The sequence below is a fragment of the Saccharopolyspora sp. NPDC050642 genome (assembly GCF_040654735.1).
GTDB classification, from domain to species: Bacteria; Actinomycetota; Actinomycetes; order Mycobacteriales; family Pseudonocardiaceae; genus Saccharopolyspora; species Saccharopolyspora elongata.
The window spans coordinates 153,871-180,415 of record NZ_JBFAIN010000004.1 but is presented as its reverse complement, the minus strand read 5'-3'; the positions used below and the strand labels follow the sequence as shown (position 1 = coordinate 180,415).

Annotated in this window: 23 protein-coding genes; 14 read left to right on the top strand and 9 right to left on the bottom strand. The window is 71.0% G+C overall.

What is annotated here, in order from left to right; all coding sequences use genetic code 11:
• Positions 1-16: 16 nt before the first annotated feature.
• Entirely contained in the window at positions 17-1,666 is a 1,650-nt protein-coding gene (locus tag AB0H93_RS09330) for a serine/threonine-protein kinase (protein WP_358569948.1), read from the bottom strand.
• A gap of 225 nt (positions 1,667-1,891) precedes the next feature.
• Here AB0H93_RS09330 and AB0H93_RS09325 point away from each other — a divergent pair, with 225 nt between their 5' ends.
• From AB0H93_RS09325 to AB0H93_RS09310, 4 genes are all read left to right on the top strand, one after another.
• Positions 1,892-3,412, top strand: a complete 1,521-nt coding sequence (locus AB0H93_RS09325) for a sugar ABC transporter ATP-binding protein (protein WP_358569946.1) — start codon at positions 1,892-1,894, stop codon at positions 3,410-3,412.
• Positions 3,409-4,419 (top strand): ABC transporter permease, encoded by a 1,011-nt coding sequence (locus AB0H93_RS09320; protein ID WP_358569943.1) that lies wholly within the window; start codon positions 3,409-3,411, stop codon positions 4,417-4,419. Before AB0H93_RS09325 ends, AB0H93_RS09320 begins: the two co-directional genes overlap by 4 nt.
• 206 nt (positions 4,420-4,625) lie before the next feature.
• Positions 4,626-5,630: a substrate-binding domain-containing protein gene (locus tag AB0H93_RS09315; protein ID WP_358569940.1), complete on the top strand. Its 1,005-nt coding sequence runs from the start codon at positions 4,626-4,628 to the stop codon at positions 5,628-5,630.
• A 123-nt stretch (positions 5,631-5,753) separates the two neighbouring features.
• Positions 5,754-6,398 (top strand): trimeric intracellular cation channel family protein, encoded by a 645-nt coding sequence (locus tag AB0H93_RS09310; protein ID WP_358569937.1) that lies wholly within the window; start codon positions 5,754-5,756, stop codon positions 6,396-6,398.
• A gap of 212 nt (positions 6,399-6,610) precedes the next feature.
• On the opposite strand, the gene AB0H93_RS09305 is transcribed toward AB0H93_RS09310, so the two are convergent.
• Entirely contained in the window at positions 6,611-7,063 is a 453-nt protein-coding gene (locus tag AB0H93_RS09305; RefSeq protein WP_358569934.1) for a peroxiredoxin, read from the bottom strand.
• A gap of 117 nt (positions 7,064-7,180) precedes the next feature.
• Here AB0H93_RS09305 and AB0H93_RS09300 point away from each other — a divergent pair, with 117 nt between their 5' ends.
• Positions 7,181-9,148: a hypothetical protein gene (locus tag AB0H93_RS09300; RefSeq protein ID WP_358569931.1), complete on the top strand. Its 1,968-nt coding sequence runs from the start codon at positions 7,181-7,183 to the stop codon at positions 9,146-9,148.
• A gap of 42 nt (positions 9,149-9,190) precedes the next feature.
• Here AB0H93_RS09300 and AB0H93_RS09295 read toward each other — a convergent pair whose 3' ends face one another.
• On the bottom strand, positions 9,191-10,372 hold the full coding sequence (locus AB0H93_RS09295; protein ID WP_358569928.1) for a low temperature requirement protein A: 1,182 nt from the start codon (positions 10,370-10,372) through the stop codon (positions 9,191-9,193).
• A gap of 187 nt (positions 10,373-10,559) precedes the next feature.
• Here AB0H93_RS09295 and AB0H93_RS09290 point away from each other — a divergent pair, with 187 nt between their 5' ends.
• Positions 10,560-11,360, top strand: a complete 801-nt coding sequence (locus tag AB0H93_RS09290; RefSeq protein WP_358569925.1) for a DNA-formamidopyrimidine glycosylase family protein — start codon at positions 10,560-10,562, stop codon at positions 11,358-11,360.
• Between the two features lie 280 nt (positions 11,361-11,640).
• A complete protein-coding gene (locus tag AB0H93_RS09285) occupies positions 11,641-12,504 on the top strand; it encodes a 3-hydroxybutyryl-CoA dehydrogenase (protein ID WP_358569922.1) in 864 nt (287 codons plus the stop codon).
• A gap of 138 nt (positions 12,505-12,642) precedes the next feature.
• Here the strand turns inward: AB0H93_RS09285 and AB0H93_RS09280 are convergent, their stop codons facing one another.
• From AB0H93_RS09280 to AB0H93_RS09270, 3 genes are all read right to left on the bottom strand, one after another.
• A complete protein-coding gene (locus tag AB0H93_RS09280; RefSeq protein ID WP_358569919.1) occupies positions 12,643-13,200 on the bottom strand; it encodes an SUKH-4 family immunity protein in 558 nt (185 codons plus the stop codon).
• A 183-nt stretch (positions 13,201-13,383) separates the two neighbouring features.
• Positions 13,384-14,226, bottom strand: a complete 843-nt coding sequence (locus tag AB0H93_RS09275; protein ID WP_358569916.1) for an alpha/beta hydrolase — start codon at positions 14,224-14,226, stop codon at positions 13,384-13,386.
• Positions 14,223-15,269, bottom strand: coding sequence for an alcohol dehydrogenase family protein (locus tag AB0H93_RS09270; RefSeq protein ID WP_358569913.1), 1,047 nt, complete (start codon positions 15,267-15,269; stop codon positions 14,223-14,225). The genes AB0H93_RS09275 and AB0H93_RS09270 overlap by 4 nt, the downstream gene beginning before the upstream one ends.
• 125 nt (positions 15,270-15,394) lie before the next feature.
• Here AB0H93_RS09270 and AB0H93_RS09265 point away from each other — a divergent pair, with 125 nt between their 5' ends.
• Positions 15,395-15,955, top strand: a complete 561-nt coding sequence (locus AB0H93_RS09265; protein WP_358570540.1) for a TetR/AcrR family transcriptional regulator — start codon at positions 15,395-15,397, stop codon at positions 15,953-15,955.
• A gap of 12 nt (positions 15,956-15,967) precedes the next feature.
• Here AB0H93_RS09265 and AB0H93_RS09260 read toward each other — a convergent pair whose 3' ends face one another.
• Complete coding sequence (locus AB0H93_RS09260; protein WP_358569910.1) at positions 15,968-16,621, bottom strand: GntR family transcriptional regulator; 654 nt, start codon at positions 16,619-16,621, stop codon at positions 15,968-15,970.
• Between the two features lie 143 nt (positions 16,622-16,764).
• On the opposite strand from AB0H93_RS09260, the gene AB0H93_RS09255 reads away from it, so the two are divergent.
• Together AB0H93_RS09255 and AB0H93_RS09250 are read left to right on the top strand one after the other, a co-directional pair.
• Positions 16,765-17,946 (top strand): CoA transferase, encoded by a 1,182-nt coding sequence (locus AB0H93_RS09255; RefSeq protein ID WP_358569907.1) that lies wholly within the window; start codon positions 16,765-16,767, stop codon positions 17,944-17,946.
• Positions 17,943-19,136 carry an acyl-CoA dehydrogenase family protein gene (locus AB0H93_RS09250; protein WP_358569904.1) on the top strand — a complete coding sequence of 398 codons (1,194 nt, stop codon included), beginning with the start codon at positions 17,943-17,945 and terminating at the stop codon, positions 19,134-19,136. Before AB0H93_RS09255 ends, AB0H93_RS09250 begins: the two co-directional genes overlap by 4 nt.
• Positions 19,137-19,346: 210 nt before the next feature.
• Here the strand turns inward: AB0H93_RS09250 and AB0H93_RS09245 are convergent, their stop codons facing one another.
• Entirely contained in the window at positions 19,347-20,834 is a 1,488-nt protein-coding gene (locus AB0H93_RS09245) for an amidase (RefSeq protein ID WP_358569901.1), read from the bottom strand.
• 139 nt (positions 20,835-20,973) lie between these two features.
• On the opposite strand from AB0H93_RS09245, the gene AB0H93_RS09240 reads away from it, so the two are divergent.
• Positions 20,974-22,143 carry an MFS transporter gene (locus tag AB0H93_RS09240; RefSeq protein ID WP_358569898.1) on the top strand — a complete coding sequence of 390 codons (1,170 nt, stop codon included), beginning with the start codon at positions 20,974-20,976 and terminating at the stop codon, positions 22,141-22,143.
• A gap of 274 nt (positions 22,144-22,417) precedes the next feature.
• Here the strand turns inward: AB0H93_RS09240 and AB0H93_RS09235 are convergent, their stop codons facing one another.
• Positions 22,418-23,224, bottom strand: a complete 807-nt coding sequence (locus tag AB0H93_RS09235) for an SAM-dependent methyltransferase (protein ID WP_358569895.1) — start codon at positions 23,222-23,224, stop codon at positions 22,418-22,420.
• 143 nt (positions 23,225-23,367) lie between these two features.
• Between AB0H93_RS09235 and AB0H93_RS09230 the strand changes: the two genes are divergently transcribed.
• The 3 genes from AB0H93_RS09230 (at position 23,368) to AB0H93_RS09220 (ending at position 26,519) form a co-directional block, all read left to right on the top strand.
• A complete protein-coding gene (locus AB0H93_RS09230) occupies positions 23,368-24,456 on the top strand; it encodes an S-(hydroxymethyl)mycothiol dehydrogenase (protein WP_358570537.1) in 1,089 nt (362 codons plus the stop codon).
• Complete coding sequence (locus AB0H93_RS09225) at positions 24,453-25,082, top strand: MBL fold metallo-hydrolase (protein ID WP_358569892.1); 630 nt, start codon at positions 24,453-24,455, stop codon at positions 25,080-25,082. Before AB0H93_RS09230 ends, AB0H93_RS09225 begins: the two co-directional genes overlap by 4 nt.
• 195 nt (positions 25,083-25,277) lie before the next feature.
• Positions 25,278-26,519 carry a sensor histidine kinase gene (locus AB0H93_RS09220; protein ID WP_358569889.1) on the top strand — a complete coding sequence of 414 codons (1,242 nt, stop codon included), beginning with the start codon at positions 25,278-25,280 and terminating at the stop codon, positions 26,517-26,519.
• Positions 26,520-26,545: the final 26 nt, after the last annotated feature.

The window sequence follows — 26,545 nt, the reverse complement described above, 5'->3', positions numbered from 1 at the left end:
GCGCTTCGGCTCGGGGTCAGGCGTGCGTGCCGTAGCGGCCGAAGGCGTACTGGCTCAGTGCCGTTCGGGCCCTGCGCGCTTCCTGGCGGCGGGTCAGCCAGCCGCCCGTGGCCCCGATCGGGAAGACCCGGGCTCCGCCTCGGTGCGCGGGGGCGCGGTGCCACCACTTCGACGGCGGCTTCGAACCGTTGGCCAGCCACACCACCAGCGCCGCTCGCTTGCCGTTGTCGACCACGTCGACGCGGTTCACCTGGCTCCACGGGATCTCCCGGGTCAGGCCGAGGCGGGAGATCAGCAGCCCGTCGCTGTTGATCTTCAGGCGCAGGCTGGGCAGCAGCACCCGCCCGATCGACCAGAGCATGCTGACGGCCAGCAGCAGCATGCCCAGCCGGAAGATCGCGACGTGCTCGGTCGAAAGCCCGCCGTAGGTCTGGAACACCCGGTTGGCGCCGAACATGATCAACGCGCAGATCAGCGCCGACATCGCGGCGCGGAACCGGCCGCCGGTGGCGAACACCGGGCCCGGGTTGTCCTTGCGCACCCGCGCCACCGGGTGCTGGTTCTGCGCGGTCTGCCTCGGGCGCGCCGGGACGATCTTGTCCCGCATGCGTTCGGGCGCCACCGCCGCGGGAACCATGGGAGCGGGCGGGACGGGAGCGGGCGGGGCGGGAGCCGGTGCGACCGGCGCGGGCGGCGCCGCGTTCTGGGCCTGCGTGTAGGAGCGCGTCGCAGGCCTGGGCGCCGCCGGGACCTGCTGCGGCGGGGGAGTGTCCGGCAGCGGCGCGTTCGCCGTCTGCTGCAGCTGGGTGGCGTGCTGGGCGATCACGTCGCTGATCGCGGGTGGCAGCCAGGAGTTGCCCTGCGGGCTGGACTCGCCGATCTGGTCGAGCAGGTCGCCGGGCGTCGGCCGGTCGGCCGGGTCCTTCGCCAGGCAGGCCGCCAGCAGCGGCCGCAGCCCGTCGGGCACCTGGGCCAGGTCGGCCTCGGCGTGCACCACCCGGTACAGCAGCGCGGCCGTGCTCTCCTCGCCGAACGGACCGGTGCCGGTCGCGGCGAACACCAGCACCGCGCCGAGGGAGAACACGTCGCTGGGCGGGCCGACCTCGGTGCCGAGGGTCTGCTCCGGGGAGAAGAAGCCCGGCGTGCCCAGGAACATGCCGGTCGCGGTCAGGGCGTTGCCGGCCATCGCCCGCGAGATGCCGAAGTCGATCACCCTCGGCCCGTCCGGGCCGAGCAGCACGTTGGCCGGCTTCAGGTCGCGGTGCACCAGGTGCGCGCGGTGGATCGCGCCGAGCGCCTCGGCCAGCCCGGCGGCCAGGCTGCGCACCGTGGCCTCCGGCAGCGGGCCGTGGTCCACGACGGCCTGGTGCAGCGTCGGCCCGGGCACGTACTCGGTGGCCAGCCACGGCTGCTCGGCGGTCGGGTCGGCGTTGACGACCGCCGCGGTCCAGAACCCGCCGACCGAGCGGGCGGCGTGCACCTCGCGGCGGAACCGCTCGCGGAACTCCGGGTCCTCGGCGAGGTCGGCCCGGACGACCTTGACGGCCACCACGCGGCCGCCGCGGGAGCGGCCGAGGTAGACACCGCCCATGGCGCCGCGGCCCAGCCGGGCGAGCAGCCGGTAGTCGCCGACCCGCGTCGGGTCGCTGGCCAGCAACGGCTGCACGGGACCTCAGCCTCCTGCCTCGAAGATCGTGGATTCGTCCCCAATGAGCTTACGGATCCGCGGCCCCGGCGTACGCCGGTCCACCTGACTGGTCACGGCGGCGACGCACTGGTAATCGAATACTTGGCTTCGTTCCAACCTTTTCCCCGGGTGTTTGTTGTGGGTATGATCCGGCGCACTGCGAGCCCGAAGGAACGATCACGCGGATCCGATGGGAGGCGCTTCGTGACGTCCACCGAGCAGGACCGACCCGCCGTCGCGCTGCACGGCGTGGGCAAGCGGTTTCCCGGGGTGGTCGCGGTCTCCGACGTCACGCTCGCCATCCCGCCCGGCGAGGTGCACGTGTTCGCCGGGGAGAACGGGGCGGGCAAGTCGACGCTGATGAAGCTGATCGCCCAGGTCGAGCAGCCCAGCAGCGGCCGCATCGAACTGGACGGCGTCCCGGTCGCCTACCAGGGGCCCGGCACGGCCCGGCGGCTCGGCGTGTCCATGGTCCACCAGGAGTTCGCGCTGGCACCGGACCTGTCGGTGGCCGAGAACCTGTTCATCGGCCACGAACCCGGCCGCGGCGGGTGGATCTCGCGGGCCGAGGAACGCCGCGCCGCGCGGGAGCTGCTCGGTCACGTCGGCCTGGACATCGACCCGGGACGGCGGGTGGCGCTGCTGTCCACTGCGGAGCAGCAGCGCGTCGAACTGGCGAAAGCCCTTGCGGTGCAGGCGAAAGTGCTCATCCTGGACGAGCCCACGGCCAGCCTCACCGAGCGGGAGGCGGAAGAGTTGTTCGGCATCGTCCGGGAGCTGACCGCCAAGGGCATCGCGGTGCTCTACATCTCGCACCGGCTGGACGAGATCTTCGAGATCGGCGACCGGGTGACCGTGATGCGCGACGGCGCGGTCGTGGCCACCCGGCCGGTGACCGAGCTGGACGAGGCCGGGCTGGTGCAGCTCATGGTCGGCCGCGAGGTGGAGAACCTGTACCCGCGCCACCACAACCCGCCCGGCGAGGTGCGGCTGAAGGTCGACGGGCTCACCCGGGACGACGTCGTCCGCGACGTCTCCTTCGAGGTCCGGGCCGGCGAGATCGTCGGGCTGGCCGGGCTCGTCGGGGCCGGGCGTACCGAGCTGGCGCGCGCGGTGTTCGGCGCGGAGCTGCCGGACGCGGGCACGATCACCTTGGACGGCAAGCGGTTGCGCATCCGCGGCCCGTCCGACGCGATCGCCGCCGGCATCGGATACCTCACCGAGAGCCGGAAGACCGATGGTCTTGCCCTCCAACTGGGGGTGGACAAGAACATCACGATGGCGAAGCTGCCGATGCGCGCCGGCCTGATCGACCTCGCCGGCGAGCGGCGGATCGCGGAGCGGGAGCGCGACGGCTTGCGCATCCGGGTGCCGTGGGTGGGGCGCCCGGTGCGGCTGCTCTCCGGCGGCAACCAGCAGAAGGTGATCCTGGCGCGGTGGCTGGAGACCGGCGCGGAGGTGCTGTTCTTCGACGAACCCGGCCGCGGCATGGACGTCGGGGCCAAGTCGGAGATGTTCCAGCAGATGGATTCCCTTGCCGCACGCGGGAAAGCGGTGGTGTTCATCTCCAGCTACCTGCCGGAGCTGCTGAACATGTGCGATCGGATCCTGGTCATGCGCGGCGGGCGGATCACCGGGGAGGTCCGCCGTGCGGAGTTCTCCGAGGAACGCGTCGTCGCGCTCGCGACCGGAGCCCGCAATGCCGAAAACGGGGGCAACTCATGACTGAGCGGACCAAGTCACCGTCCACTGGGGACCGCGGCCTGCTGGGCGCGCTGGGCGACCGGCTCTCCGGCGCGGTCTCGCAGGTCGCCGCGGCAGGCGCGCTGATCGTCGTGTTCATCGTGCTGTCGGTCATCGCGCCGGCCTTCCTCACCGCGGACAACCTGTTCAACCTGGGCTCGCAGACCTCGGTGAACGCGGTGATGGCGGTCGGCGTGACGCTGGTGATCATCACCGGCGGCATCGACCTGTCGGTGGGTTCGGTGGCGGCGCTGTCCGGGGTGCTCGGCGTGCTGCTGATGGCCGAGTACGGCTTCAACCCGCTGGTGGGCGTCGTCGGCGGCATCCTGGTCGGCGCGGTCGCCGGGTTGGTCAACGGGCTGTTGGTGTCGGTGGTCGGGCTGCCGCCGTTCATCGCCACCCTCGGCATGCTCAGCGTCGCCCGCGGGCTGGTGCTGATCGCCACCGGCGCCGTCGCGGTGTTCGGCGCGCCGGAGTCGTTCCGGCTGCTCGGGCAGGGCGTCATCAACAGCATCCCGATCCCGGTGCTGCTCATCGCGCTCGTCGCGGTGGCCGGGCACGTGGTGCTCACCCGCACCCGCCTCGGCCGCTACGCGTACGTGATGGGCTCCAACATGGAGGCCGCGCGGCTGTCCGGCGTGCCGGTGCGGCGCTACACCACGTCCGTCTACGTGCTCTCCGGCGCGCTGGCCGGGCTCGGCGGCATGATCGCGGCGTCCCGGATCCACTCGGGCCAGCCGAACTTCGGCGAGGGCCTGGAACTCGACGTCATCGCCGCGGTCGTCATCGGCGGGGCGAGCCTGTTCGGCGGTCGCGGCACCGTGTGGGGGTCGCTGATCGGGGCCTTCCTGGTCGCGGTCATCCGCAACGGGGCGGTCCAGCTCAACATCAGCACCTTCTACCAGAACGTGCTGATCGGCGTGATCATCTGGCTGGCGGTCTGGTGGGACCGGTACCAACGGCGCAAGCTCGGCGGCGACGCCACATGAGGAATCTGCTGCAGAACTCGCTTTGCGCAGCGGAACCCCAGACGCTCCCCGGGCTGCGGGAGCCCCTTGTCCAATGCGCGGCGGAGGGGCTGTCCTCGCCAGGAAGCGTCTGAGAACCCGTGGCGGTGCGGTAAGCGGCTTCGCCGCTTCAAGACAAGACCCGAACACCAACTCAGCAAGCCGCGATGAGCAAGGGAGCTCGGCCGATGAAGAAGGTACTGACCGCGACGTGCGTGCTGCTTTCGGTTGCTGCCGCCGGGTGCAGCGTCGGGGTGCGCGAGCAGACCGGCGGCGGCGTCCAGCAGGGTGGGCCGATCAAGCTGGCCGTGGTGCCGAAGGCGATCGGTTTCGACTTCTGGGAGAAGGTGCGGGTCGGCGCCGAGTGCGCCGGGTCCAAGCACCCGGACGTGACGATCCACTGGGACGGGGTGCACGCCGAGAGCGACGTCAGCGGCCAGCAGAGCCTGCTGCAGGACCTGCTCTCGCAGGGCGACGTCAAGGGCCTGGTGTACGCGGCGACGGACGCCAAGGCGTTGGCCGACATCACCAAGTCCGCGCAGGGCCAGGGCACCACGGTGGTCAACATGGATTCCGGCACCACGCCGCAGCCGCCGGACGTGCCGGTGTTCGCGACGAACAACGTCGCCGCCGCGGAGCAGGCCACCGACGCGCTCGCCGAGCAGCTCGGCGGCCGCGGCAAGGTGGCGTTCATCGAGTTCCAGCCCGGCACGAGCACCAACGAGACGCGCGCCGAGGGCTTCAAGAAGGGCCTGGCCAAGCACCCCGGGTTGCAGCTGGTCGCGCAGCAGTCCAGCGGCAGCGACTACAACCGGGCGCTGCAGGTCACCCAGGACATCCTCACCGCGAACCCGGACCTCAACGCCATCTACGCGGCCAACGAGCCCAGCGTGCTAGGCGCGGCCGAGGCGGTGCGGCAGGCGGGCAAGGCCGGCCAGGTGAAGGTCATCGGCTGGGACACCTCGGAGGGCGAGATCCAGGGCCTGCGGGACGGCGTGATCACCGGCCTGATCGCGCAGAACCCGTTCAAGATGGGCTACGCGTCGGTGAACGCGGCGGTCGGCAAGATCCGCGGCTCGGCGGACCCGCTGCCGGACCCGGACACCGGCGCGGTGCTGATCACCAAGCAGAACGTCGACGGCCCCGACGTCCAGAAGCTCCTCAACCCCACCTGCGAGAACCCGCCCGCCTGAGCGATTTCTCGTCGCCCGATCGGCTGAGATCGGAGGGCGCGTTCGCCCGGTCCGGCCGGTCGAACGCGCCTTTTCCCCGCAGCCGGGTCGGGGAGCCCCGGCTGCGGCGGTGAGAATGTCGCGGTGGATACCGCGATCGTGAATCCGCTGGTGCAGGAGATCCTCGACCTGGTCGGGATCTTCGCCTTCGCGCTCTCCGGCGCGCTGCTCGCCGTGCGGAAGCGCTTCGACGCCGTCGGCATCGTGGTGCTCGCCGAGGTGACCGCGCTGGGCGGCGGGCTGTTCCGGGACCTGGTGATCGGCGCGGTGCCGCCGGTGGCGTTCACCAACGTCGCCTACTTCACCACTCCGCTGGTCGCCGCGGTCGCGGTGTTCTTCTGGCATCCGAGGCTGGCCCGGATCCGGCGGTTCGTGATGTTCTTCGACGCGGTCGGCCTCGGCGTGTTCTGCGTGGCGGGCAGCATCAAGGCGCTGAACTACGGCATGCATCCGCTGGCGGCGATCGCGCTCGGCGCGGCGACGGCGATCGGCGGCGGCGCGGCCCGGGACCTGCTCGCCGGCGAGATCCCGGCGCTGCTGCACCCGAAGAGCGAGATCTACGCGGTGCCCGCCCTGCTCGGCAGCGCGCTGGTGTCGATCCTGGCCGTGGCCGGCGTGCTGACGCCGATCACCAGCTCGCTCGCGGCGCTGCTCGCGATCGTCGTCAGGCTGCTCGCCCTGCGCTACGGCTGGCGGGCGCCGCTGGCCCGCGGAACAGGGCCTGCCTAGAGAGTGTTTCGAAATTGGTTTGCGTAGCGGCGCCGGTAGCGGAACCTCAGACGCCGCCTCGACTGCGGGATCCCCGACTCATGTATGTCCAATACACCACGCTGGGGCTGTCCTCGCCGAGAGCCCTTTCGGGCGGGCACAGTCTGAGAACCCGCGGCGGTGCGAGTCGAGTCCCACACCGCAAGCGGCTACCGCCGCTTATAAACCACGACCTAGGCACCCCGCCGGAGCACTTCCAGCGCGGTGTCGGCGTGCGCTGCCATCCGGAACTCGTTGCGGATCACCGCGAGCACCCGCCGCTGCTCGTCGATGACGAACGTGTGCCGCTTCACCGGGATCGGGCCGAACCGCCGCTTCACGCCGAACTGGCGGGCCACGGTGCCGTCGAAGTCGGACAGCAGCGGGAAGCCGAAGCCGTGCGCGTCGGCGAACTTCTGCTGCTTGGTGACCGAATCCGTGCTGATCCCGACCGGCTGGGCGCCGAGCTCGGCGAACTCCGCGGACAGGTCGCGGAAGTGGCAGGTCTCCGCCGTGCAGCCGGTCGTCATCGCCGCGGGGTAGAAGAACAGCACCACGGGGCCGTCGACCAGCAGGTCGGACAGCTTGCGTTCGTTGCCGCGCTGGTCGGTCAGCGCGAAGTCCGCCACCACGTCGCCTTCTCGCATACCGCCTCCTCGAAGGAATCGGGATCCACAGGGTATGCGCACCGCCGCACACCCGGACGGCCAGCCCGGCGCCGATTCGCCACCGGTCGTCGGGGGCCACCTCTACTGTGGGCGATCATGGATTTGAAGGGCAAGAAGGTATACCTGTCGGGCACCGAAGCGCCGGTTTCCCGGGAGGAGCTGGAGCGGCGGTTGGCGGAGCTCGGCGCCCGGGTGGTCGAGCCGGATGCCGCGCCGGATGTGGTGCTGTCCGGGGAAATCGTGTTCTCGGTTCGCTTACCGGACCTGGAAGAGCAGAAGCTCGGCGTGCCGATGCTGCCGGAAGCCGAGTTGTACGAGCTCTTGCTCCGAGGTGAGCAGGCCGACGGTACTTTCGCCGATCACGACGCGTTGGCGGCGGCGAACGACCCGGCGGAATTGCTCGGCCTGCTCCGGGAAGCGGACTGGGCGGCATTCGCGCCGGAGCGGGATTTGTCTTCGCTGCGGGAGAAACTGGCCGAGCTCGAACGCGAGCACGGGGTCACGCAGGCGCACCGACTGGCGACCGAGCGGTTGGTGGCACGCGGCGCTCGGTTGCGCCATCCGCACGCCCATCCCGCCTACGAGGAGGGCGGCGGGCTGCTGGACTTCGAGCTCAGCCCGTGCGGTCGGCACCTGGCCACCGGCCGGTGGGGCGAGGACGCGGAAGCGGGCACGGTGCAGATCTGGGAGATGAGCACCGGTCGCGCCGTCAACGAGATCGTGATCGACGGCGGCGTCGGCTGGCTGGGCGACCGCGACACGCTGCAGTGGTCGGCCGACGGCACGCGCCTCGCCGTCGGGTTCTGCACCAACCAGGTCGGGGTCTGGGATCCGTTCGGGCAGAGCGCCAATCCCCACGGCTACGCGGATGTGACGGACGGCAACGACTCCTCCGCGACCTTCGCGCTGGCGCCCGATGGCCGGCGCGCCTACATCAGCATGCGCACGAGCCACGAGGTGATGGGCTGCATCGCGCCGCTGGACCGGGGCGAGGTCGTCTACGCCCACCAGTTCGACCACCTCGAAGGCCCGCAGCCCGAACTGCTCCCCGAGCCGATCCCGGAGGAGGCCAGGCAGCTGCTCGGACCGTCGCAGATCGGCCGTGACGGCGAGCCGGACAGCTACGAGTTCTTCTTCGGCCAGGTGCGGTGGTCGCGCGATGGCACCCGGCTCCTGGGCGACGACGGCCCGATGGCCTGCGTCGTCGACGTGCCGGGCGGGCGGATGCGTTGGGTGGCGCGAATCGGCGATGCCAGCTGGAACGGCCTCAGCACGCCGCTCGCGTGGAGCCCGGACGACCGGTTGGTCGCCGCCGTCGCGAGCGGTGAGCCCGGCACGCTGACCGTGCTCGACGTCCGCACCGGGAACCAGGTCGGCGAATCCGTTGAGCAGACCCCGGGAATGCTGCACTGGGGCATGCGCGATGCGGACGCGCGGCTGGCGATCGTGCTGCCGGACGGCGGCGGCGTCGACGTCCGCGACGAGGACGGCCGCCGCTTCCACCTCGACATCGACACGACCAAGAAGATCGGCATGCACGATGCGGGACCCGAGCGCCCCTGGGCGTGGGATCCGTCGGGGGAGCGCGGTGCGTGCCTGACGGCCGACGGACGGGTCGAGGTGTGGTCGCTGGGTGACGAGCCGGCGTGCGTGCGGTCGATCGAGGTGCCGGCGGAGACGACGGCGGTGCTCTGGGGCGCCTCCGGGGTGCTGGCGGTGTTGGGGGAGTACACGCTGCGGTTCGTGCGCGCCCTGACCGGCGAGGTCGTCGGTGACTTCGAGTTCGGCCAGGAATCCGACGAGGAACTGCGGCCCGTTGAGGAGGGCGACTTCATCGGCGACATGTTCCAGGAGGATTCGTTCCCGCTGGACGAGTCGACCTGGTGCACCATCGCCAAACCGGCCGTGGGCCTGGCGGCGTCCTTGGTGATCGGCCCGGAGGATGCCGAGTTCGACGCCGTGCTGGCCTGGACCGTCGACCGGCGCTTCGCGTGGCCGGTGCGGTGGGGCGTCCTGGACGTCGTCGCGGATCTCGAAGCCGCCGAGGCCGCGCTGCAGCGGTGACTGCGCACCGTGGCCCCGCGCGCACGGGGCCACGGCGGCCGGTCATCGCGCCGAAATCCGGCGCTGCTGCAGGAGAAGCCCGGCGACGAGCAGCAGGGCCATCAGGATTCCCATCGTCAGCACGGAACCCGAGATGGTGAGCCGGTCCGCCAGCAGCGCCACCACCACGAGCAGCGCGCAGCCCACCCCCGTCAGCACCAGGACCAGCGAGCCCGCGTCGGCCATCCGGGAGTGCAGGACGGCCGTCGTCACCAGGTAGACGATCAGCGGGATCGCGACGGTCAGCGCTCCGGCGACGGTGCTCACGTGCGCCTGGTGGGCGTTGACGTCGATGGCCACCTCCAGCCCGGCGCCGACCGCGGCGACCGCGGCGAACACCAGGTAGTGGCCGTATCCCCAGGCCAGCGGGGCGCGCTTCGAGTCGCGCAGCTGTTCGACCGCGGAGTGCTTGAAGTAGATCCACCACATCGCGAAGATCATCAGCAGCCCGCCGATGCCGATCTCCAGCAGCTCCGGGGACCAACCGCCGTCGGAGACGTCCTCCTGGATCGCGGCGGTCACGGCCAGCACCACCTCGCCGAGCACGATGATCGTGAACAGCCCGTAGCGCTCAGCGATGTGGTGCGGGTGCCAGGGGGTCCGGTCGCGCCGCTCGGCGAACGCCGGAACCGCGAGTTCGGCCAGCACCAGCACCGCGAAACCGACCTCGGCCCACGGGTGCGGCAGCGCCAGCCGCAGGAGCCAGCCGATCTGCACCACCGAGATGCCTGCCGCGTACCGCAGCGAGCAGCCGCGGCTGTCGGGATGCTCGCGCGCGGCGCGCAGCCACTGGGCGACCATCGCCACGCGCATCACCACGTAACCGATGGTCACGATGGTGAAGTCGTAGTCGTGGAACGCGCCGGGCACCCCGGCGGCGAGCACCAGCACCCCGCCCATCTGCAGCAGCGTCAGCGCGCGGTAGAGGGCGTCGTCGGTGTCGAAGGCGGAGGCGAACCAGGTGAAGTTCATCCAGGCCCACCAGATCGCGAAGAACACCATGGCGTAACCGATGCCGAACTCGGCGAAGTGCCCCTCGGCGAGCCCGTGGTGCAGCTGCACGGCGGCCTGGCCGACGGCCGCGACGAAGCACAGGTCGAACAGCAGCTCCAAGGGCGTGGCCACGCGGTGCTGTTCTGCCGGGTCGCGCGCGACCATCACGCGGCGCAGAGGTGGGATGTTCATGGCCCGGATTCTCTCCAAGCCGAGCGGAACCCGCTAAGGGGTTCGTTCGGGAACGGGGCGTGAGACGTGACCGTCAGGAGCGCGGGGCGCGAAATCGCCACCGGTGCCGGGCGCCTGCGGGACGAGCTTGCCCGGAGCTCTTCCGGAGCGGCCGCTAGGACGGCGCGACGACGGGTAGCCGGGAGGTATGCCCGAATTGCCCGACGTAGCGGGATTTCGCCGGGTCGCGGAGCGGGCGACCGGCAAGCAGGTGCGCGAGGTGCGCGTGCACGACGCGCAGGTGTTGCGCGGCATCGGCGCGGACGCGTTCCAGCGCGCGCTGCGGCGCAGGTTCTTCGCCGAGCCGCGGCGGTACGGCAAGTGGTTGCTGATCCCGACGGCGCCCGCCGCGAACGCCTCGGCGGCGCCGCCGATCTTACTGGTGCACTTCGGGATGACCGGGAACCTCCAGTGGTGCGCCCACGACGAGGAACTGCACGTGCACGACCGGGTCGTGTTCGACTTCGCCGCCGGTGAACTCCGCTACCGGGACATGCGGAAGCTGACCGGCATGCACCTCGCGCGGGAACAGGACGAAGTGGACGGTCTGCTGGCCGACCTCGGCCCGGACGCGCAGCGCATCGACGCCGCCGAGTTCGGCTCGCGGCTCACCCGCACCCGGCGCGGCCTCAAGCCGGCGCTGATGGATCAGTCGGTGCTCGCCGGGCTCGGCAACATCTGCGCCGACGAGATCCTCTGGCGGGCACGGATCAACCCGAACCGCTCCACCGCGGAGCTCAGCGACGGCGATCTCGGCCGGCTGCACCGCGAGATGCGCGAGATGCTGCGGGTGGCGGTTCGCGCGGGCCGGGTTCCGGACGGCGCGTCGTGGCTGACCGGGCACCGCGACGAGCCGGACCGGAGGTGTCCGCGGTGCTCGTCGGCTTTGCGGCGCTTGCGGATCGGCGGCCGCAGCACCCTCTTCTGCCCGGTGTGCCAGCCGGGGTGACCAGCGCGTACCCATGCTCGGAGTGCATGCATTCATGCGCAGAGCGTGCTGTAACCTGAAAGAACTTCAGGGGGTCAGGGTCGGATCGGGGGGTCCGACCGCGCGGAGCCGGGCCCGGGGGGATCCGGCCCGGCTCCGTACGGCCCGCCCTTCCCGCGCGGCGGTGTGATCGACGTGGCCTAGCGCACTGTTCACCGGTCGGTAATCGCTGTTTTTGGCATGATCTGGCCGACGAAGGCCCTGCAGCGGCAGCGCAGCCGGAAGCGGAAGGATCGGTGTGGTGACGAAGATCGAACGCCTGGGAGTCGTCGGTGGCGGGCAGATGGGCGGCGGCATCGCCGAGGTCGGCGCCCGAGCCGGCATCGACGTGATCGTGTGCGAGGTCAGCACCGAGGCCGCGCGCGCAGGCCGGTCCAGGCTGTGGAAGTCGCTCAACCGCGGGGTGGAGAAGGGCAAGCTCACCGAGGCCGAGCGCGACGAGGCGCAGTCCCGGCTGCACTTCACCACCACGGTCGCCGACCTCGAAGACCGGGACATGGTCATCGAGGCGATCGCCGAGGACGAGGGGCTGAAGCTCAAGCTGTTCGCCGAGCTGGACAAGGTGGTGTCCGACCCGGAGGCGATCCTGGCGTCGAACACCTCGTCCATCCCGATCGCCAAGCTCGCCGGCGCCACGAAGCGCCCGCACCGGGTCATCGGCGTGCACTTCTTCAACCCGGTGCCGGTGCTCAACCTCGTCGAGCTCGTGCCGTCGCTGCTGACCGCCGAGGACACGGTCGCGCGGGCCACGGCGTTCGCCGGTGAGCAGCTGGGCAAGGAGACCATCCGGGCCAAGGACCGGTCCGGGTTCATCGTCAACGCGCTGCTGGTGCCGTACCTGCTGTCGGCGATCCGGATGCTGGAGGGCGGCTTCGCCACCGCCGAGGACATCGACAAGGGGATGGTGCTGGGCTGCGCCCACCCGATGGGCCCGCTGCGCCTGTCCGACCTGGTCGGCCTGGACACCCTGAAGGCCATCGCGGACTCGATGTACGCGGAGTACGCCGAGCCCACCTACGCGGCCCCGCCGCTGCTGCAGCGGATGCTCGATGCCGGCCTCAAGGGCAAGAAGACCGGCAAGGGCTTCTACACCTACGACAACTGACCGCTCGCGCGGTTTCGCGGCACCGGGTGGCTCTCTGAGCCGGATGCTGCTCGTAGCGCCCTCACCAGGCGTTACGGGCAGCACCGGCATTTGCCGGCGCTGTCCGCTCGACCCCGCGCCAGATCGTGCCCTTCCCGGTCAGGCGAACGCGTCGATGCCGGGGCCAGGGGCGGCGACGCGGGCCAGGACCTTGGGCCACCAGAGGTCGGGGGCTTCGAACGAGAACGGGTCCATGGCCCGCAGTCGGTCGCGCAGCTCGTGGCGGGATTTCTCGTGGACCTCCGGATCGTCGACCGGCTGCATCCGAAAGCGGTCGATCAGGTACAGGAACTCGACGAACTCCGCCAAGTTGTTGTTGACCACGTCGAATTGCGGTGGGTCGGTCCGCTGCACGAAGGTCACGAAGCCCTGCTGCGCGTCCAACGAGAAGTTGATGACGGGATCGTCCGGCACCCAGCCGAGGAGGACTTCCCGGTGCACGGAGCCGTCCTTGGTCTCGACGTCGAAGACCTCCAGGAAAGGGGGCTCGCCTTCGACGTGGTTGGTGAAGATCACCGGGCTGAACGCGGGGATCCCCACCCGCGCCAGCACCTCCGCATCGGCGTCGCGGACGCGGAGCCGTTCGACCTCGTCGGCCGGCACCGTGACGACGTTCTCCGGGCCGTAGAGCTCGACCAGGTCCTGATTCGTGATCACGAAACCTTCTTCCACCGGTGGGCGACGAACGAACGCTACCGCCACCGATCCGCGCCACTTGGCCATAACGCGAGAAGCGCCCCCTGCCCGGTACGCGGGGAGGGGGCGCTTCGGTGTCCGGTCGTAGCGCACCCGGGCCATTCGGCGCGCCCGTGGTGCGAGCCGAGTTCGAGCGGCCTTCCGTCACCCCCGGGGTGGGTTCAGGAAGGTCAGGACCTCTTCGGTGATCCGGGCCGGGTCGTCCTCCATGGGGAAGTGGCCCGCGCCGGGGATGATCGACAGCTCCGCGCCCGGGATGTCGTCGGCCAGGCGTGGCGCGTAGGCGAGCGGTTGCCAGCGGTCCCCGGCTCCCCACACGATCTTCGTCGGCACCGCAAGGGTTTTCAGCAGCGGGGCCACCCGTTGCGTCGGCGCCGAGTCGTAGTGGCGGACCTGGTGCTCGAAGAACGACGCCCGGCCCATCGGTGTCCGGTGCGGAGCGAGGTAGGCCTCCAGGGTTTCGCCGGTCATCCGGGCCGGGTCCGCCACCGTCATCGCCAGCTGGCGGGTCAGCATCGCCTCGAACTCCGCCTGGGGCATGGCGGCGTGGTCGGCGAGGTGGTCGCGGATGATCTCCCGCCAGGTGCTCGACGGCCACGAGTCGTAGCTCACCGAGTCGATCAGCACCAGGCGTTCGACGCGGTCCGGGTGGCGGGTGGCGAAGATCTGCGCCACCGCGCCGCCGATGTCGTGGGCGATCAGCGCGCAGCGCCGGATTTCCTGCTGCGCCAGGACTTCTTCGAGCAGATCCGCCTGCGCCTCGACCGAGGTGTCGCGGTTCGGCGGGCGCTCGGAGGCGCCGTAGCCCAGCAGGTCGTAGGCCAGCACGCCGTGCCCCGCGGCTTCGACGGGCGGGATCACGTTGCGCCAGATGTGGGAGTGCGACGGCGTTCCGTGCAGGAACACGAGCGTTTCGCCGGTGCTGCCGGCGGTCCGCCGGTAGGCCAGCCGGACCCCGTCGACGATCAGGTCGCGGTCCAGGATCATGGCGTGCCGTCCAGGGTGATCACGAGCTTGCCGAAGAAGTCCTTGGCGGCGAAGGCTTCCTGCGCTTCGGGCAGTTCGTGCAGCGGGTACGTCCCGGCCAGCAACGGCGTCAGCTCGCCGCGGGCGATGTGCTGCAGGAGCTGGGCGAAGTCTTCGTGGGTGCCGAACGACGAGCCGATCAGTTGCAGCTGGCGGAGGTAGACCGTGCGCAGGTCCGTTTCCACCAGCGGGCCGGCGATCCCGCCAGCGACGACGTAGCGGCCCAGCGGCCCGAGCATCCGCAGCAGCGCGGGGAAGCTCGGCCCGGCCACGACGTCGGCGACCACGTCGACCGGGCCGACCGCGGCCCGCACCGCCGCCTCCAAGTCGGCGGCGCGCCGGTCCACCGTCGCTTGCGCTCCGAGGCGCAGCGCGCGCTCCCGCTTCGCGTCGCTGGTGATCGCCACGACGCGCGCTCCGCGCAGCGTCGCGAGCTGGATCAGCGCCGAGCCGACCCCGCCGGAGGCGCCGGTGACCACCACGGTCTCGCCGGCGCCGACGGCCGCCCGGTTCAGCATCCGCATCGCCGTCGCGTACGCGGTGGGGAAGGTTGCCAGCTCCGCATCGCCGAGGTCGCTGTCGATCTGGTGGGCGTTCTGGGTGGGCACGGTGGTGAATTCGGCGAATCCGCCGTCGCGCTCGCTGCCCAGGTACGCGGTGTCGACCAGTTCTCGTTCGCCGCCGGTGTAGAGCATCGGGTCGACGATCACCCGCTCGCCCAGCCGAGATCCGGGCACGCCCGCGCCGGTCTGGTCGATGCGGCCGACCACGTCGGCGCCCTGGATGCGCGGGAACTCCAGCGGCTCCCGCCGCCAGCCCGCGCTCGCCCCCGGATCGTCGGGGGAGCCGTACGCGCCTTCGCGGGTCCAGATGTCGGTGTTGTTGATCGCCGTGGCGGCGACCCGGATGCGCACCTCGCCCGGTCCGGCCTGCGGCTCGGGCACGTCTTCCCGGTACGCCAGCTTCTCCGGCCCGCCGAAGCCGGTGAGCAGCACTGCCCTCATGGGAAACACTCCGTTCTGGGTCTCGGCGCCGGTCAGAGCAGGTATACCGACCGGTGTGGTTACCAGGGTAGGCATGTTCGGCCGTGGTGTGTCAACACACCGGTCGGTATAGTCGGGGCGTGGAGTTGTTGGAGAGGCTGACGCCGGCCGGGCGGCGGGTGCTCGACGTGGCGGCCGAGCTGTTCTACCGGCAGGGCATCCACGCCGTCGGCGTCGAGGCGATCGCCGCCGAAGCGGGCGTCACGAAGAAGACCCTGTACGCGTGCTTCGGCTCGAAGGACCAGCTGGTCACGGCGTACCTGGTCGAGCGGGACCAGCGCTGGCGCGCCTGGCTCCAGCGGTGGGTCGCCGAGCACGCGGCCACGCCGGCGGACGAGCTGCTGGCGGTCTTCGACGCGCTCGACGCGTGGATGGGCGGCGCGGACTTCCGGGGCTGCGGATTCGTCAACGCCCTGGCGGAGATCCCCGACCCGGAGAGCCCGGCCCGCGCCGTGATCATCGGCCAGAAGCGGTGGATGCGCGAGTACTTCGAACGGCTCGCCGCGGCGGCCGAGCTGACCGATCCGGCGGACTTCGCCGACAGCGCCCTGCTGCTCTACGAGGGCGCGACGGTCGCGGCCTCGGCGGGCTTCGGCGGCGCGGTCCGCCAGGCGCGCCGGACCGCGGAGATCCTGCTCCGGGCCTGAGTTCCGGCTCGATCAGTCCACTTCGGACGCGATGGTGGCGCGCAGCGCGTCGACCGCGTGCCTGCGGTGCTCGTCGAGCAGGCGCACGAGGTCGTCGGCCCGTCGGTCCGCGACCGCCGCCACGATCGAATCGTGCTCGTGGCGCACGCGCTCGCGGTTGGTGCTGGAGTTGTAGTACACCGCGCGGTAGGCGTCGGTGGCGTCCCAGAGCGTGCGCACGACGCGCAGCAGGCGGGGCATTCCGGCGGGCTCCAGCAGCGCGAAGTGGAACCGCCGGTTCGCCGCGATCATCGCGACCAGGTCGCCGCTGTCGGCGGCCTTCTCGACGTCGACCTGGGCGTCGGTGATGCGGGCCAGGCCGGCCTCGGTGAGCCGCTCGGTGGCCACCGCCGCGGCCTCCGATTCGAGCAGCTCGCGGATCCGGTAGACCTCCAGCAGGTCGCTCAGCGACAGCTCCGCCACCGAATACCCCCGGTGCGGCTGGTAGATCACCTGGCCCTCGGCTTCCAGCGTCTTCAGCGCCTCGCGCAGCGGAACCCGGCTCACGCCGAGGCGCTGGGCGATGGTGTCCTGCCGGATCGGCTGGCCCGGCGCCAGCTCCCCGGACACGATGGCTCTGCGGAGCTCGCCGAGGACGAACTCCTGGGTGGTGGGTGGTCGTTGCATCGGCTCTCCGGTTTTCGCGGTTCTCCGGCGTCTTGACCGCCGCCCGAACAACTGTATATTGGATCCAATATTGCGGCGAGGCAAGCCGCTGTTCGGGCCACCGCGCCGGATCGCGCTGGTCCGCCTGGCGGAAGGGTGGGTGCATGGAGACGCTGCCGCTGGAAGGCGTGGTCGTAGCGGACTTCAGCCGGGTGCTGGCCGGGCCGTACGCGACGATGCTGCTGGCCGACCTCGGCGCGACGGTGATCAAGGTGGAACGCCCCGAAGGCGGCGACGACACGCGTTCGTGGGGACCGCCCTGGACCGAGCACAGCTCCGCCTACTTCGAGTCGGTCAACCGGAGCAAGCGCAGCATCGCCCTCGACCTCGCCGACCCGGCCGGTCAGGAGGCCGCGCGCCAGCTCATCCGCCGCGCCGACGTCCTGGTGGAGAACTTCAAGGCGGGCTCGCTGGCCCGCTACGGCCTGGACCACGAGAGCGCGCTCGGCATCAACCCGCGGCTGGTCTACGCCTCGATCTCCGGGTTCGGCAGCAAGGAAGGTGCGCACCTGCCCGGCTACGACTTCGTGGTGCAGGCGCTCGGCGGCCTGATGAGCATCACCGGCGAGGCCGACGGCGCGCCGATGAAGGTCGGCGTGGCGCTGGTGGACGTGCTCACCGGCAAGGACGCGGCGCTGGGCATCATGGCGGCGCTGCGGCACCGCGAGCTGACCGGCCGCGGCCAGCACGTCGAGGTGAACCTGCTGTCCAGCCTGCTGGCGTCGCTGGCGAACCAGATGAGCAACCTGCTGACCACCGGGGTCGCGCCGCAGCGGATGGGCAACCGGCACCCGAGCATCGCGCCGTACGAGGCGCTGCGCTGTGAGGACGCCTTCCTGGCCGTCGCGGTCGGCAACGACGGGCAGTTCCGCAAGCTCTGCGATGCGCTGGGCCTGGTCGCGCTGCCCGACGACCCGAGGTTCGCGACCAATGCGCAGCGGGTGGCCAACCGCGAGGAACTGGCGAAGCAGCTGGAGAACGTGCTCGGCGCGCGGACCGCCGCGGACTGGCAGCGGCGCCTGCAGGGCGTGGGCATCGCGTGCGGCCAGGTCAACGACCTGTCGCGGGCCGTGCACTACGCCGAATCGCTGGGACTGCGGCCGATGGTCGATCCCGGTGGCGGTGCGGCGATGCAGGTGCGCACGCCCATCGACTTCTCCGGCCACGGCACCGCCGAGGTGGCGGCGCCGCCGCTGCTCGGCGAACACACCGAGGAAGTCCTCGCCTGGCTGGAGGACTCCGAACAACAGCTTTCCCCGCTCGTATCGAGGAGGAGCCCGCAATGAGTGCCGGTGGAAAACGTCCCGCGTTCGACCCGCGCGATCCGCTGGGGATCGACGCCGAATTCACCCCGGAGCAGCTCGCGATGCGCGACAGCGTGCGCGCGCTGTGCCGGGACCACGTGCAGCCGTACGTCGCGGAGTGGTTCGAGCGCGGCGAACTCCCGCAGGTCCGGGAGCTGGCCCGGGAACTGGGCAAGCTCGGCGTGCTGGGCATGCACCTGGAGGGCTACGGCTGCGCCGGACTGTCCGCAGTGGACTACGGCATCGCCTGCGAGGAGCTGGAGGCCTGCGATTCCGGGCTGCGCTCGCTGGTCTCGGTGCAGGGTTCGCTCGCGATGTTCGCGATCTGGCGGTGGGGCTCGGAGGAGCAGAAGCAGCACTGGCTGCCGCAGATGGCCGCGGGCGAGGCGATCGGCTGCTTCGGCCTGACCGAGCCCGACCACGGCTCCGACCCGGCCTCGATGCGCACCGCCGCGCGCCGCGACGGCTCCGACTGGGTGCTCAACGGCCGCAAGATGTGGATCACCAACGGCACGGTCGCCTCGGTCGCCGTGGTGTGGGCGCAGACCGATGAGGGCGTGCGCGGCTTCGTCGTGCCGACCGACACGCCGGGCTTCTCGGCGCCGGAGATCAAGCACAAGCTTTCGCTGCGGGCGTCGGTGACCAGCGAGCTGGTGCTCGACGACGTCCGGCTGCCCGCCGACGCGGTGCTGCCGGAGGTCACCGGGCTGCGCGGGCCGCTGTCCTGCCTGAACGAGGCGCGCTACGGCATCGTGTGGGGCGCGGTCGGCGCCGGGCGCAGCTGTCTGGAGGCGGCGCTGGACTACGCGACCACCCGCGAGCAGTTCGGCCGGCCGATCGGCGGTTTCCAGCTCACCCAGGCCAAGCTCGCCGACATGGCGGTGCGCGTCCAAAACGGACGGTTGCTGGCGCTGCACCTCGGCAAGCGCAAGGACGCCGGCGAGCTGATCCCGCAGCAGGTGAGCTTCGGCAAGCTGGACAACGTCCGCGGTGCGCTGGAGGTGGCCCGCACGGCCCGGACCATCCTGGGCGCCAACGGGATTTCGCTGGAGTACCCGGTGATCCGGCACATGACGAACCTGGAGTCGGTGCTGACCTACGAGGGCACCAGCGAGATGCACGCCCTGACCATCGGCCAGGCCCTGACCGGCCTCGCCGCCTTCCGCGGCTGACCTACCCGCAGTTTCAATTGAAACCGACGGACAGTTTCAATTGAAACCGACGGACAGTTTCAATTGAAACCGACGGACAGTTTCCGTTGAAACCGACGGACAGTTTCAATTGAAACTGCGGTGGGTTGCCCACATCCTCCGGCATGTCGTGGGGCGACACGCCGGAGGGGCGCAATTTCCATTGAAATTGCGGTCCGGGCCCGATGGGGGTCAGCGGAGCATGGGGGGTAGGACGCGGTGGGTCCAGTCGGTGGCCTGCTCGTAGGCGTGCGCCAGTTGCAGGAGCGGCCACTCCGCGTGGTTCCGGCCGATCAGCTGGACCCCCATCGGCAGCCCGGACTCGCTGAAGCCGACCGGCAGGTTGACGATCGGCAGCCCGGACAGCGTCCACGGCGCGACCGTCTCCATCCAGCGGTGGTAGGTGTCCATCGACCGGTCGCCGATCTGCTGCGGCCAGCGCTGCCCGGCCTCGAACGGGAACACCTGCGCGCTCGGCGCGAGCAGGAAGTCGTAGTCCTCGAACAGCCCGGCCACCGCGGCGTACCACTCGTCGCGGCCGGTAAGGGCGCGCGCGATGTCGTCGACCGTCAGCCGCCGGTAGCCCTCGATCTCGAAGATCAGTTCCGGTTTGAGCAGCTCCCGGGTGGTCGGGTCGGCGTGCAGTTCGGCGTTCTTGCGCCCGACCGTCCAGGCCCGCCACAGCAGGAACGTCTCCCAGGCCTGCTCGACCGGTAGCCGGCGCGACACCGGCCTCACCTCGCAGCCGATCTCGGCGAAGGCGCCGAAGGACGCCGTGCACAGGTCGAGCAGCCCCGGCTCGGTGGCCAGGTAGCCGTCGAAGTCGCCGATCCAGCCGATCCGGGCCCCGCCGAAGTCGTGTTCCAGGTTCCCGGTGAACAGCTCCGGGTCCTGCTCGATGCTCAGCGGCGCGCGCTCGTCCGGACCGGCCATTGTGGACAGCAGCATCGCGATGTCCCGCACCGTGCGCCCCATCGGGCCGACCACCGCGGGCTCGCTCAGGAAGCCCTCGCTCGGGATGCGGCCGAAGCCGGGGCGCAGCGACACGAGGTTCCCCCACGCCGCGGGGTTGCGCAGCGATCCCATGAAGTCGCTGCCGTCGGCGACCGGCAGCATCCGCAGGGCCAGCGCGGCACCGGCGCCGCCGCTGCTGCCGCCCGCGCTGCGCGTGGTGTCGTAGGCGTTGAGCGTGGTGTCGAACACCGGGTTGAAGGTGTGCGAGCCCAGGCCGAACTCGGGGACGTTGGTCTTGCCGACGACGATCGCGCCGGCCTCCCGCATCCGCCGCACGTGCAGGTCGTCGGTCGTCGCGACCTGGTCGGCGAAGATCGGCGAGCCCATCGTGGTGGGGAACCCGTTCGCGTGGGAGAGGTCCTTCACCGCGATCGGGAAGCCGTGCATCCAGCCGGTGGGGTCGCCGCGGTCGAGTTCCTGGTCGCGCTGCCGCGCCTGCTCGACGAGCTCGGCCTCGTCGGCGCGGGACACGATCGCGTTCACCGCCGGGTTGAGCCGGTCGATGTGCCGGAGGTAGGTCTCCATCACCTCGACGCAGGTGATCTCCCGGCGGCGGATCAGCCAGGACAGCTCCACCGCATCCAGCAGCACCAGGTCGGGGACCTCCGGAGCGGGTAGCCGGGAACCGGGCGCCACGACCACGCTGTCTTCCTGTTGTCGACCCACGCTGTCGACCTTTGCGCCTCGGCCGGGGCGCGTCAACCAGACGGTCGGGGAGGCGTGCGTCACGTTAGCGTTGCTAAAAATCCGACCGCTTCGCACGCTGGTAAGACCACCGCACCGCAACGTGCCGCGAGGAGGACGCATGCCCGCAGTGGCCGTCGCCGAGCAGGCTCCGCGGACCATCGGGATCCCGCGGGTGCTGTCATCCGTGGCCGCGGTCGTGACGGTCGGGGTGTTCCCGGTGTTCCTCGTCGGCGGCATGGGTGTGCAGCTGCAGCAGGACCTCGGGTTCGGCGCGGCGCTGCTGGGCGTGGGCGCGGCGGGCTTCTTCGGCGTCGCGTCGCTGTCGTCCCGGACGATGGGGTGGGTCGTCGAGCGGATCGGTGCCCGAAAGGGCATGCGGTTGGGTGCGCTCGGCAGCTCGGTCTGCCTGTTCGGACTGGCCCTGGCGCCCGGCGTGCCCTGGCTGCTCGGCCTGCTGTGGGTGGCCGGACTGCCGAACTCGCTGGCCCAACCGGCCTCCAACCTGCTCATCGCGCAAGGCATCCCGGCCAACCGCCGGGGCATGGGCTTCGGCGTCAAGCAGTCCTCCATCCCGGCCGCGACGCTGCTGGCCGGGGTCGCGGTGCCCGCCGTGGCGCTGACCGTCGGCTGGCGGTGGGTGTTCGTGATCGCCGGCGTGGTCGGCCTGGTCGCCGCCGTCGCGGTGCCGCGGCTGCCGGACGCCGAGCGGTCCGTTGCGCGCAGTGCCGATTCCGGCGGGCGCGACGCGGGCCGCGGCGCGCTGCTGTTGCTGGCGATCTCCGGCGGCCTCGGTTCGGCGGCGGCCAACGCGCTCGGCGCGTTCGTCACCACCACCGCCGTCGAGGTCGGGTTCAGCCCGTCCGCGGCGGGATTGGTGCTGTCGCTGGGATCGGCGACCGGGCTGACGATCCGGTTGTGCGCGGGCGTCATCGCGGACCGCAAGAACCCGAACCTGGTGCGGATGATCACCGCGATGCTGCTGATCGGTTCGATCGGCTTCGGGCTGATGGCGGTGAACTCGCCGGTGGCGTTCCTGATCGGCGTGTCCATCGGCTTCGGCGCGGGCTGGGCCTGGCCCGGGCTGCTGAACTTCGCGGTCGCCAAGATCGCCCCGAACCGGGTCGCCAGCGCCACCTCGTTCACCCAGACCGGCATCTACCTCGGCGGCAGCCTCGGGCCGCTGCTCTTCGGCGTCCTGGCGGAGCAGGCGGGCCTGGCGGGGGCCTGGCTGGCGGCGGGAATCGCGGCGATCCTCGCGGGCGTCCTGCTGCTGTTCATCCGCCGCTAAAGCCCGCGACACCGCAATTTCCATTGAGGTTTTTCCAACCTCGTTTTGGGTGGCGGTGCGGGTGGCGGAACCTCAGAGGCTCCCTGGTCTGTGGGTGCCCCTCCTGATGTATGTCCAATACACGGCGGAGGGGCCGTCCTCGCCAGGAAGCCTCTGAGAACCCGCGGCGGTGCGAGTGTCGTAGGTGGGTTATGCGCCTGCGGCGCATGCGGCACCCCATCGACGTGCAGCTTTGCGACCCGCGACTGCGGGCCGAACAGGATGCGTCCGGGGGTCAGTGCTTCCGGGCGACTCCGCCGTAGAGCAGGCGGTAGGGGCGCTTCGCCGCGGTCCGGCCGGGTTCCGGGCGCCAGTCCGACAGGTACGTCGTTCCCGGCGGGACGACCTCGAAGTCGCCGAACTGCTTCTCGATCCACTCCACTTCGCGCGGGTGCAGCGGGTCCGTCGTCTCCTCGTAGCGTCCCGCCAGGATGCGCATCTCGTCCGGGTGGTGGCTGCCGGTCAGGTGCGAGATCACCAGGTGGCTGCCGGGAACCAGCGCGTCGCGGTAGGCATCGACCAGCGCGACCGGGTCGTCGGAGTCGGGGACGAAGTGCAGCACCGCCGCCATCAGCAGCCCCACCGGCTGGTCCAAGTCGAGCAGCTCGGCGGCTTCCGGGGAATCCAGGACCGCCTGCGGGTTCCGGCAGTCCACCCGGATGATCTCGGCGCGCGGCTCGCCGGCCAGCAGCGGCTTGCTGTGCGCGACGGTGAGCGGCTCGTTGTCGACGTACAGCACCCGGAAGTCGCGGGTCCGGCGCCGGGCCACCTCGTGCACGTGGCCGATGGTGGGGATGCCCGAGCCGAGGTCGATGAACTGGCGGACGCCGTGCGCGAGCAGGTACTCCACGGAGCGCCGGACGAATGCCCGGTTCTCCCGGTACGACTCGCCGATGTGCGGCAGCTCCCGCTCCAGGTCTTCCATGAAGGCCCGCTCGCAGCCGAGGTTGTGGCTGCCGCCGAGGAAGGCGTCGTAGATCCGGGCTGCGCAGGGCCGGGCGATGTCCATTTCCCGGACCGGCGGAATGCGCATGTCGGTCATGATCATCCTCCCCCGCTCACCGAAATCGTACAGTAGTCAATCAGTGACGGAGCGTGTTCACGATCGATCCGGTGTCGCTCTTGCTGACGGTCGAGCGCGCGTACGACGATGGTGGTCGAAACGACGATCTGCTGGAGGTGCTCGTGGCCGACGACGTCCGCGCGGTGGTGGCGACCGGGAAAGGCGCACCGGTCGAGGTGGTGACCATCCGCGTTCCGGATCCGGGACCCGGCGAGGCCGTGGTGCGGGTGCAGGCGTGCGGGGTGTGCCACACGGACCTGCACTACCGCGAGGGCGGTATCAGCGATGAGTATCCGTTCCTGCTCGGGCACGAGGCCGCGGGCATCGTCGAAGCGGTCGGCGAGGGCGTGCGCGACGTGCAGCCCGGCGACTTCGTGATCCTCAACTGGCGCGCGGTGTGCGGGGTGTGCCGGGCCTGCAAGCGGGGCCGGCCGCAGTACTGCTTCGCCACCCACAACGCCGCGCAGCCGATGACGCTGACCGACGGCACGCCGCTGTCGCCGGCGCTGGGCATCGGGGCTTTCGCGGAGAAGACGCTGGTGCACGCCGGGCAGTGCACCAAGGTCGATCCCGCGGCGCGCCCGGCGGTGGCCGGGCTGCTGGGCTGTGGCGTGATGGCCGGGATCGGGGCCGCGGTCAACACCGGCGGCGCCGGGCCGGGGGACACCGTCGCGGTGCTGGGCTGCGGTGGCGTCGGCGACGGCGCGATCGCCGGGGCGAGCATGGTAGGGGCGCGGCGGATCATCGCGGTGGACCGGGATCCGAAGAAGCTGGAGTGGGCGCGGCAGTTCGGCGCCACGCACACGGTCAACGCCGCCGAGACCGATGCCGTCGAGGCTATCCGGGAGCTCACCGGCGGGTTCGGCGCCGACCTGGTGATCGACGCGGTCGGCCGCCCGGAGACCTTCGAGCAGGCCTTCTACGCGCGCGACCTGGCCGGCACCGTGGTGCTGGTCGGCGTGCCGACGCCGGAGATGAAGCTGGAGCTGCCGCTGCTGGACGTGTTCGGCCGCGGCGGCGCGGTGAAGTCCAGCTGGTACGGCGATTGCCTGCCGGAACGCGACTTCCCGATGCTGATCGAGCTCTACCTGCAGGGCCGGTTGCCGCTGGAGAAGTTCGTCAGCGAGGAGATCGCGCTGGACCAGGTGGAGCAGGCGTTCGAGAAGATGCACCGCGGCGAGGTGCTGCGTTCGGTGGTGACCTTCGGATGACGCCGCGCATCGACCACACGACCACGTCGGGCACGTTCTCGCTGGACGGCCAGACCTTCGACGTCGAGAACAACGCGTGGGTGGTCGGCGACGACCGCGAGTGCGTGATCATCGACGCGCCGCACGACGTCGAGGCGATCCGCCGGCTCGTCGGCGACCGCCGCGTGCTGGGCGTGGTGTGCACGCACGCCCACGACGACCACGTGCGCAGGGCTCCGGAGCTGGCCGACGCGGTCGGCGCGCCGATCTTCCTGCACCCCGACGACATGGTGCTGTGGAACCTGGTGCACCCGGACCGCGAGCCGGACCGGGAGCTCGCCGACGGCCAGGTGATCGAGGTCGGCGGCGCGAGCCTGCGGGTGCTGCACACGCCCGGCCACGCGCCGGGCGCGGTCTGCCTGTACTCGCCCGAACTCGGCGTGGTGTTCACCGGCGACACGCTGTTCGCCGGCGGGCCCGGCGCGACCGGACGGTCCTATTCGGACTTCGACGTCGTCGTGGCGTCGATCCGGGACCGGCTGCTGCCGCTGCCCGAGGACACCGAGGTCCGGACCGGGCACGGGGAGAGCAGCACGATCGGCGCGGTCCGGCCGCAGTTCGACGAGTGGGTCGCGCGCGGGTACTGACCGTTCCAGGTAGGTCGGCGGCGGCGAACGGTAGGTTCGCCGCTACGACTTTCGCCGGATGAAGCGCGTCGGCGCGGTGGTACACGATCTTGGTTCTCGTGAGTGTTCGTTCCGGTGAGAACCGGAATTCCCGCTCACGAGCCGATCTGCGCCGACGCGCTGACGGCTTCAGGAACGGTCTCGAGGCAGGTTCGATTGGTCGATCACGCAATTGGCCGCGCCGCGGTCGTCGAGCGGCGGACCGGCGTGCTGGCGTGGGCCACCGCGCATCGCGCCATGCTCGGCGATCTCGCCTTCGTGCTGGTGCTCTCGGTGCTGCACGGCTTCGACCTGACCATCGGCGACCATCCACCGTGGATGGACTGGTGGTGGCCGCTGCTGGTGAGCGTGCCCGCCACCAGCCTGCTGCTGCTGCGCCGGCGGGCGCCGTGGCTGGTGCTGTTCGCGCTGCTGGCGGTCGCCGTCGGGCTCACCTTGCTGCAGCTGAACATCGGCGGGCTGAACCTGGTGATCCTGGTCGCGGTCTACTCCGTCTGCGTGCGCCACTCGGTGGTCGGCGAGGTGGGCGCCGCGACGATCGCGATGGTCTACCCGGTCAGCGAGCTCGTCGTCTACGAGCTGACGCCGGTGGAGGGGCTGCTGCGGATCTCCGGCGCGGTGGTGAACCTCGTGATGGTGGTCGGCTGGGCCCGGGCGGTGCGGATCGGCCGTCGGCGGGCTGCGCAGCTGGAGCAGACCATGGCGCTGCTGGACGAGGCGCGCGATCAGCTCGCCGCCGACGCCGCGGTCGTCGAAAGGGCCCGCATCGCCCGCGAGTTCCACGACATCGTGTCGCACAACCTGTCCGTGGTCGCGCTGCGGGCGGGCGTCGCTCGCGCGCTGATCGACCGCGATCCGGATCACGCCCGGCAGACCCTGCAGGAGCTCGAACAGACCTCGCGCGGCGCGCTGGGGGAGATGCGCAACCTGCTCAACGTGCTGCGCGATCGCAACCCGGCCGGTCAGGACCCGATGGACTGGCAGCCGACGCCCAGCCTGGACGGGGTGGACGCGTTGGTCGAGTCGGTCCGCGGCGGGAACGTGGTGTGGACGCTGGACCGGCGCGGCCAGGTCCGCGAGCTCGGCTCCGGCGTGGAGATGACCGCGTACCGGATCGTGCAGGAAGCGATGACGAACGTGCTCAAGCACGCCGGGGCCGGCCGGGCGCGGGTGTTGCTGGACTACGGGGCCGATGCGCTGCGGATCGAGGTGACCAACAGGATCAGCGGGATCGACGCGGTGGATGGCAGGCCCGTCTCCCAACAGTCGGGACATGGGCTGATCGGCCTGCGGGAACGCGTTGCGCTGCTGGGCGGAACCTTGACCGCACATCCGGTTTTGAACGGATTTCACCTTGAAGCCGTGCTACCGTGCCCGGAAAATTCGGACCTGGCCTGAGTCGGAATTCAGGCCGTCCGGACCGA

Excerpts from the sequence above, each read along its gene's own strand:
- AB0H93_RS09300 (WP_358569931.1), top strand. The coding sequence starts at position 7,181 with ATGGATTTGAAGGGCAAGAAGGTATACCTGTCGGGCACCGAAGCGCCG.
- AB0H93_RS09320 (WP_358569943.1), top strand. The coding sequence starts at position 3,409 with ATGACTGAGCGGACCAAGTCACCGTCCACTGGGGACCGCGGCCTGCTG.
- AB0H93_RS09275 (WP_358569916.1), bottom strand. The coding sequence starts at position 14,226 with ATGATCCTGGACCGCGACCTGATCGTCGACGGGGTCCGGCTGGCCTAC.
- AB0H93_RS09305 (WP_358569934.1), bottom strand. The coding sequence starts at position 7,063 with ATGCGAGAAGGCGACGTGGTGGCGGACTTCGCGCTGACCGACCAGCGC.
- AB0H93_RS09270 (WP_358569913.1), bottom strand. The coding sequence starts at position 15,269 with ATGAGGGCAGTGCTGCTCACCGGCTTCGGCGGGCCGGAGAAGCTGGCG.
- AB0H93_RS09315 (WP_358569940.1), top strand. The coding sequence starts at position 4,626 with ATGAAGAAGGTACTGACCGCGACGTGCGTGCTGCTTTCGGTTGCTGCC.
- AB0H93_RS09260 (WP_358569910.1), bottom strand. The coding sequence starts at position 16,621 with ATGCAACGACCACCCACCACCCAGGAGTTCGTCCTCGGCGAGCTCCGC.
- AB0H93_RS09240 (WP_358569898.1), top strand. The coding sequence starts at position 20,974 with ATGCCCGCAGTGGCCGTCGCCGAGCAGGCTCCGCGGACCATCGGGATC.
- AB0H93_RS09235 (WP_358569895.1), bottom strand. The coding sequence starts at position 23,224 with ATGACCGACATGCGCATTCCGCCGGTCCGGGAAATGGACATCGCCCGG.
- AB0H93_RS09225 (WP_358569892.1), top strand. The coding sequence starts at position 24,453 with ATGACGCCGCGCATCGACCACACGACCACGTCGGGCACGTTCTCGCTG.
- AB0H93_RS09295 (WP_358569928.1), bottom strand. The coding sequence starts at position 10,372 with ATGAACATCCCACCTCTGCGCCGCGTGATGGTCGCGCGCGACCCGGCA.
- AB0H93_RS09290 (WP_358569925.1), top strand. The coding sequence starts at position 10,560 with ATGCCCGAATTGCCCGACGTAGCGGGATTTCGCCGGGTCGCGGAGCGG.
- AB0H93_RS09250 (WP_358569904.1), top strand. The coding sequence starts at position 17,943 with ATGAGTGCCGGTGGAAAACGTCCCGCGTTCGACCCGCGCGATCCGCTG.
- AB0H93_RS09255 (WP_358569907.1), top strand. The coding sequence starts at position 16,765 with ATGGAGACGCTGCCGCTGGAAGGCGTGGTCGTAGCGGACTTCAGCCGG.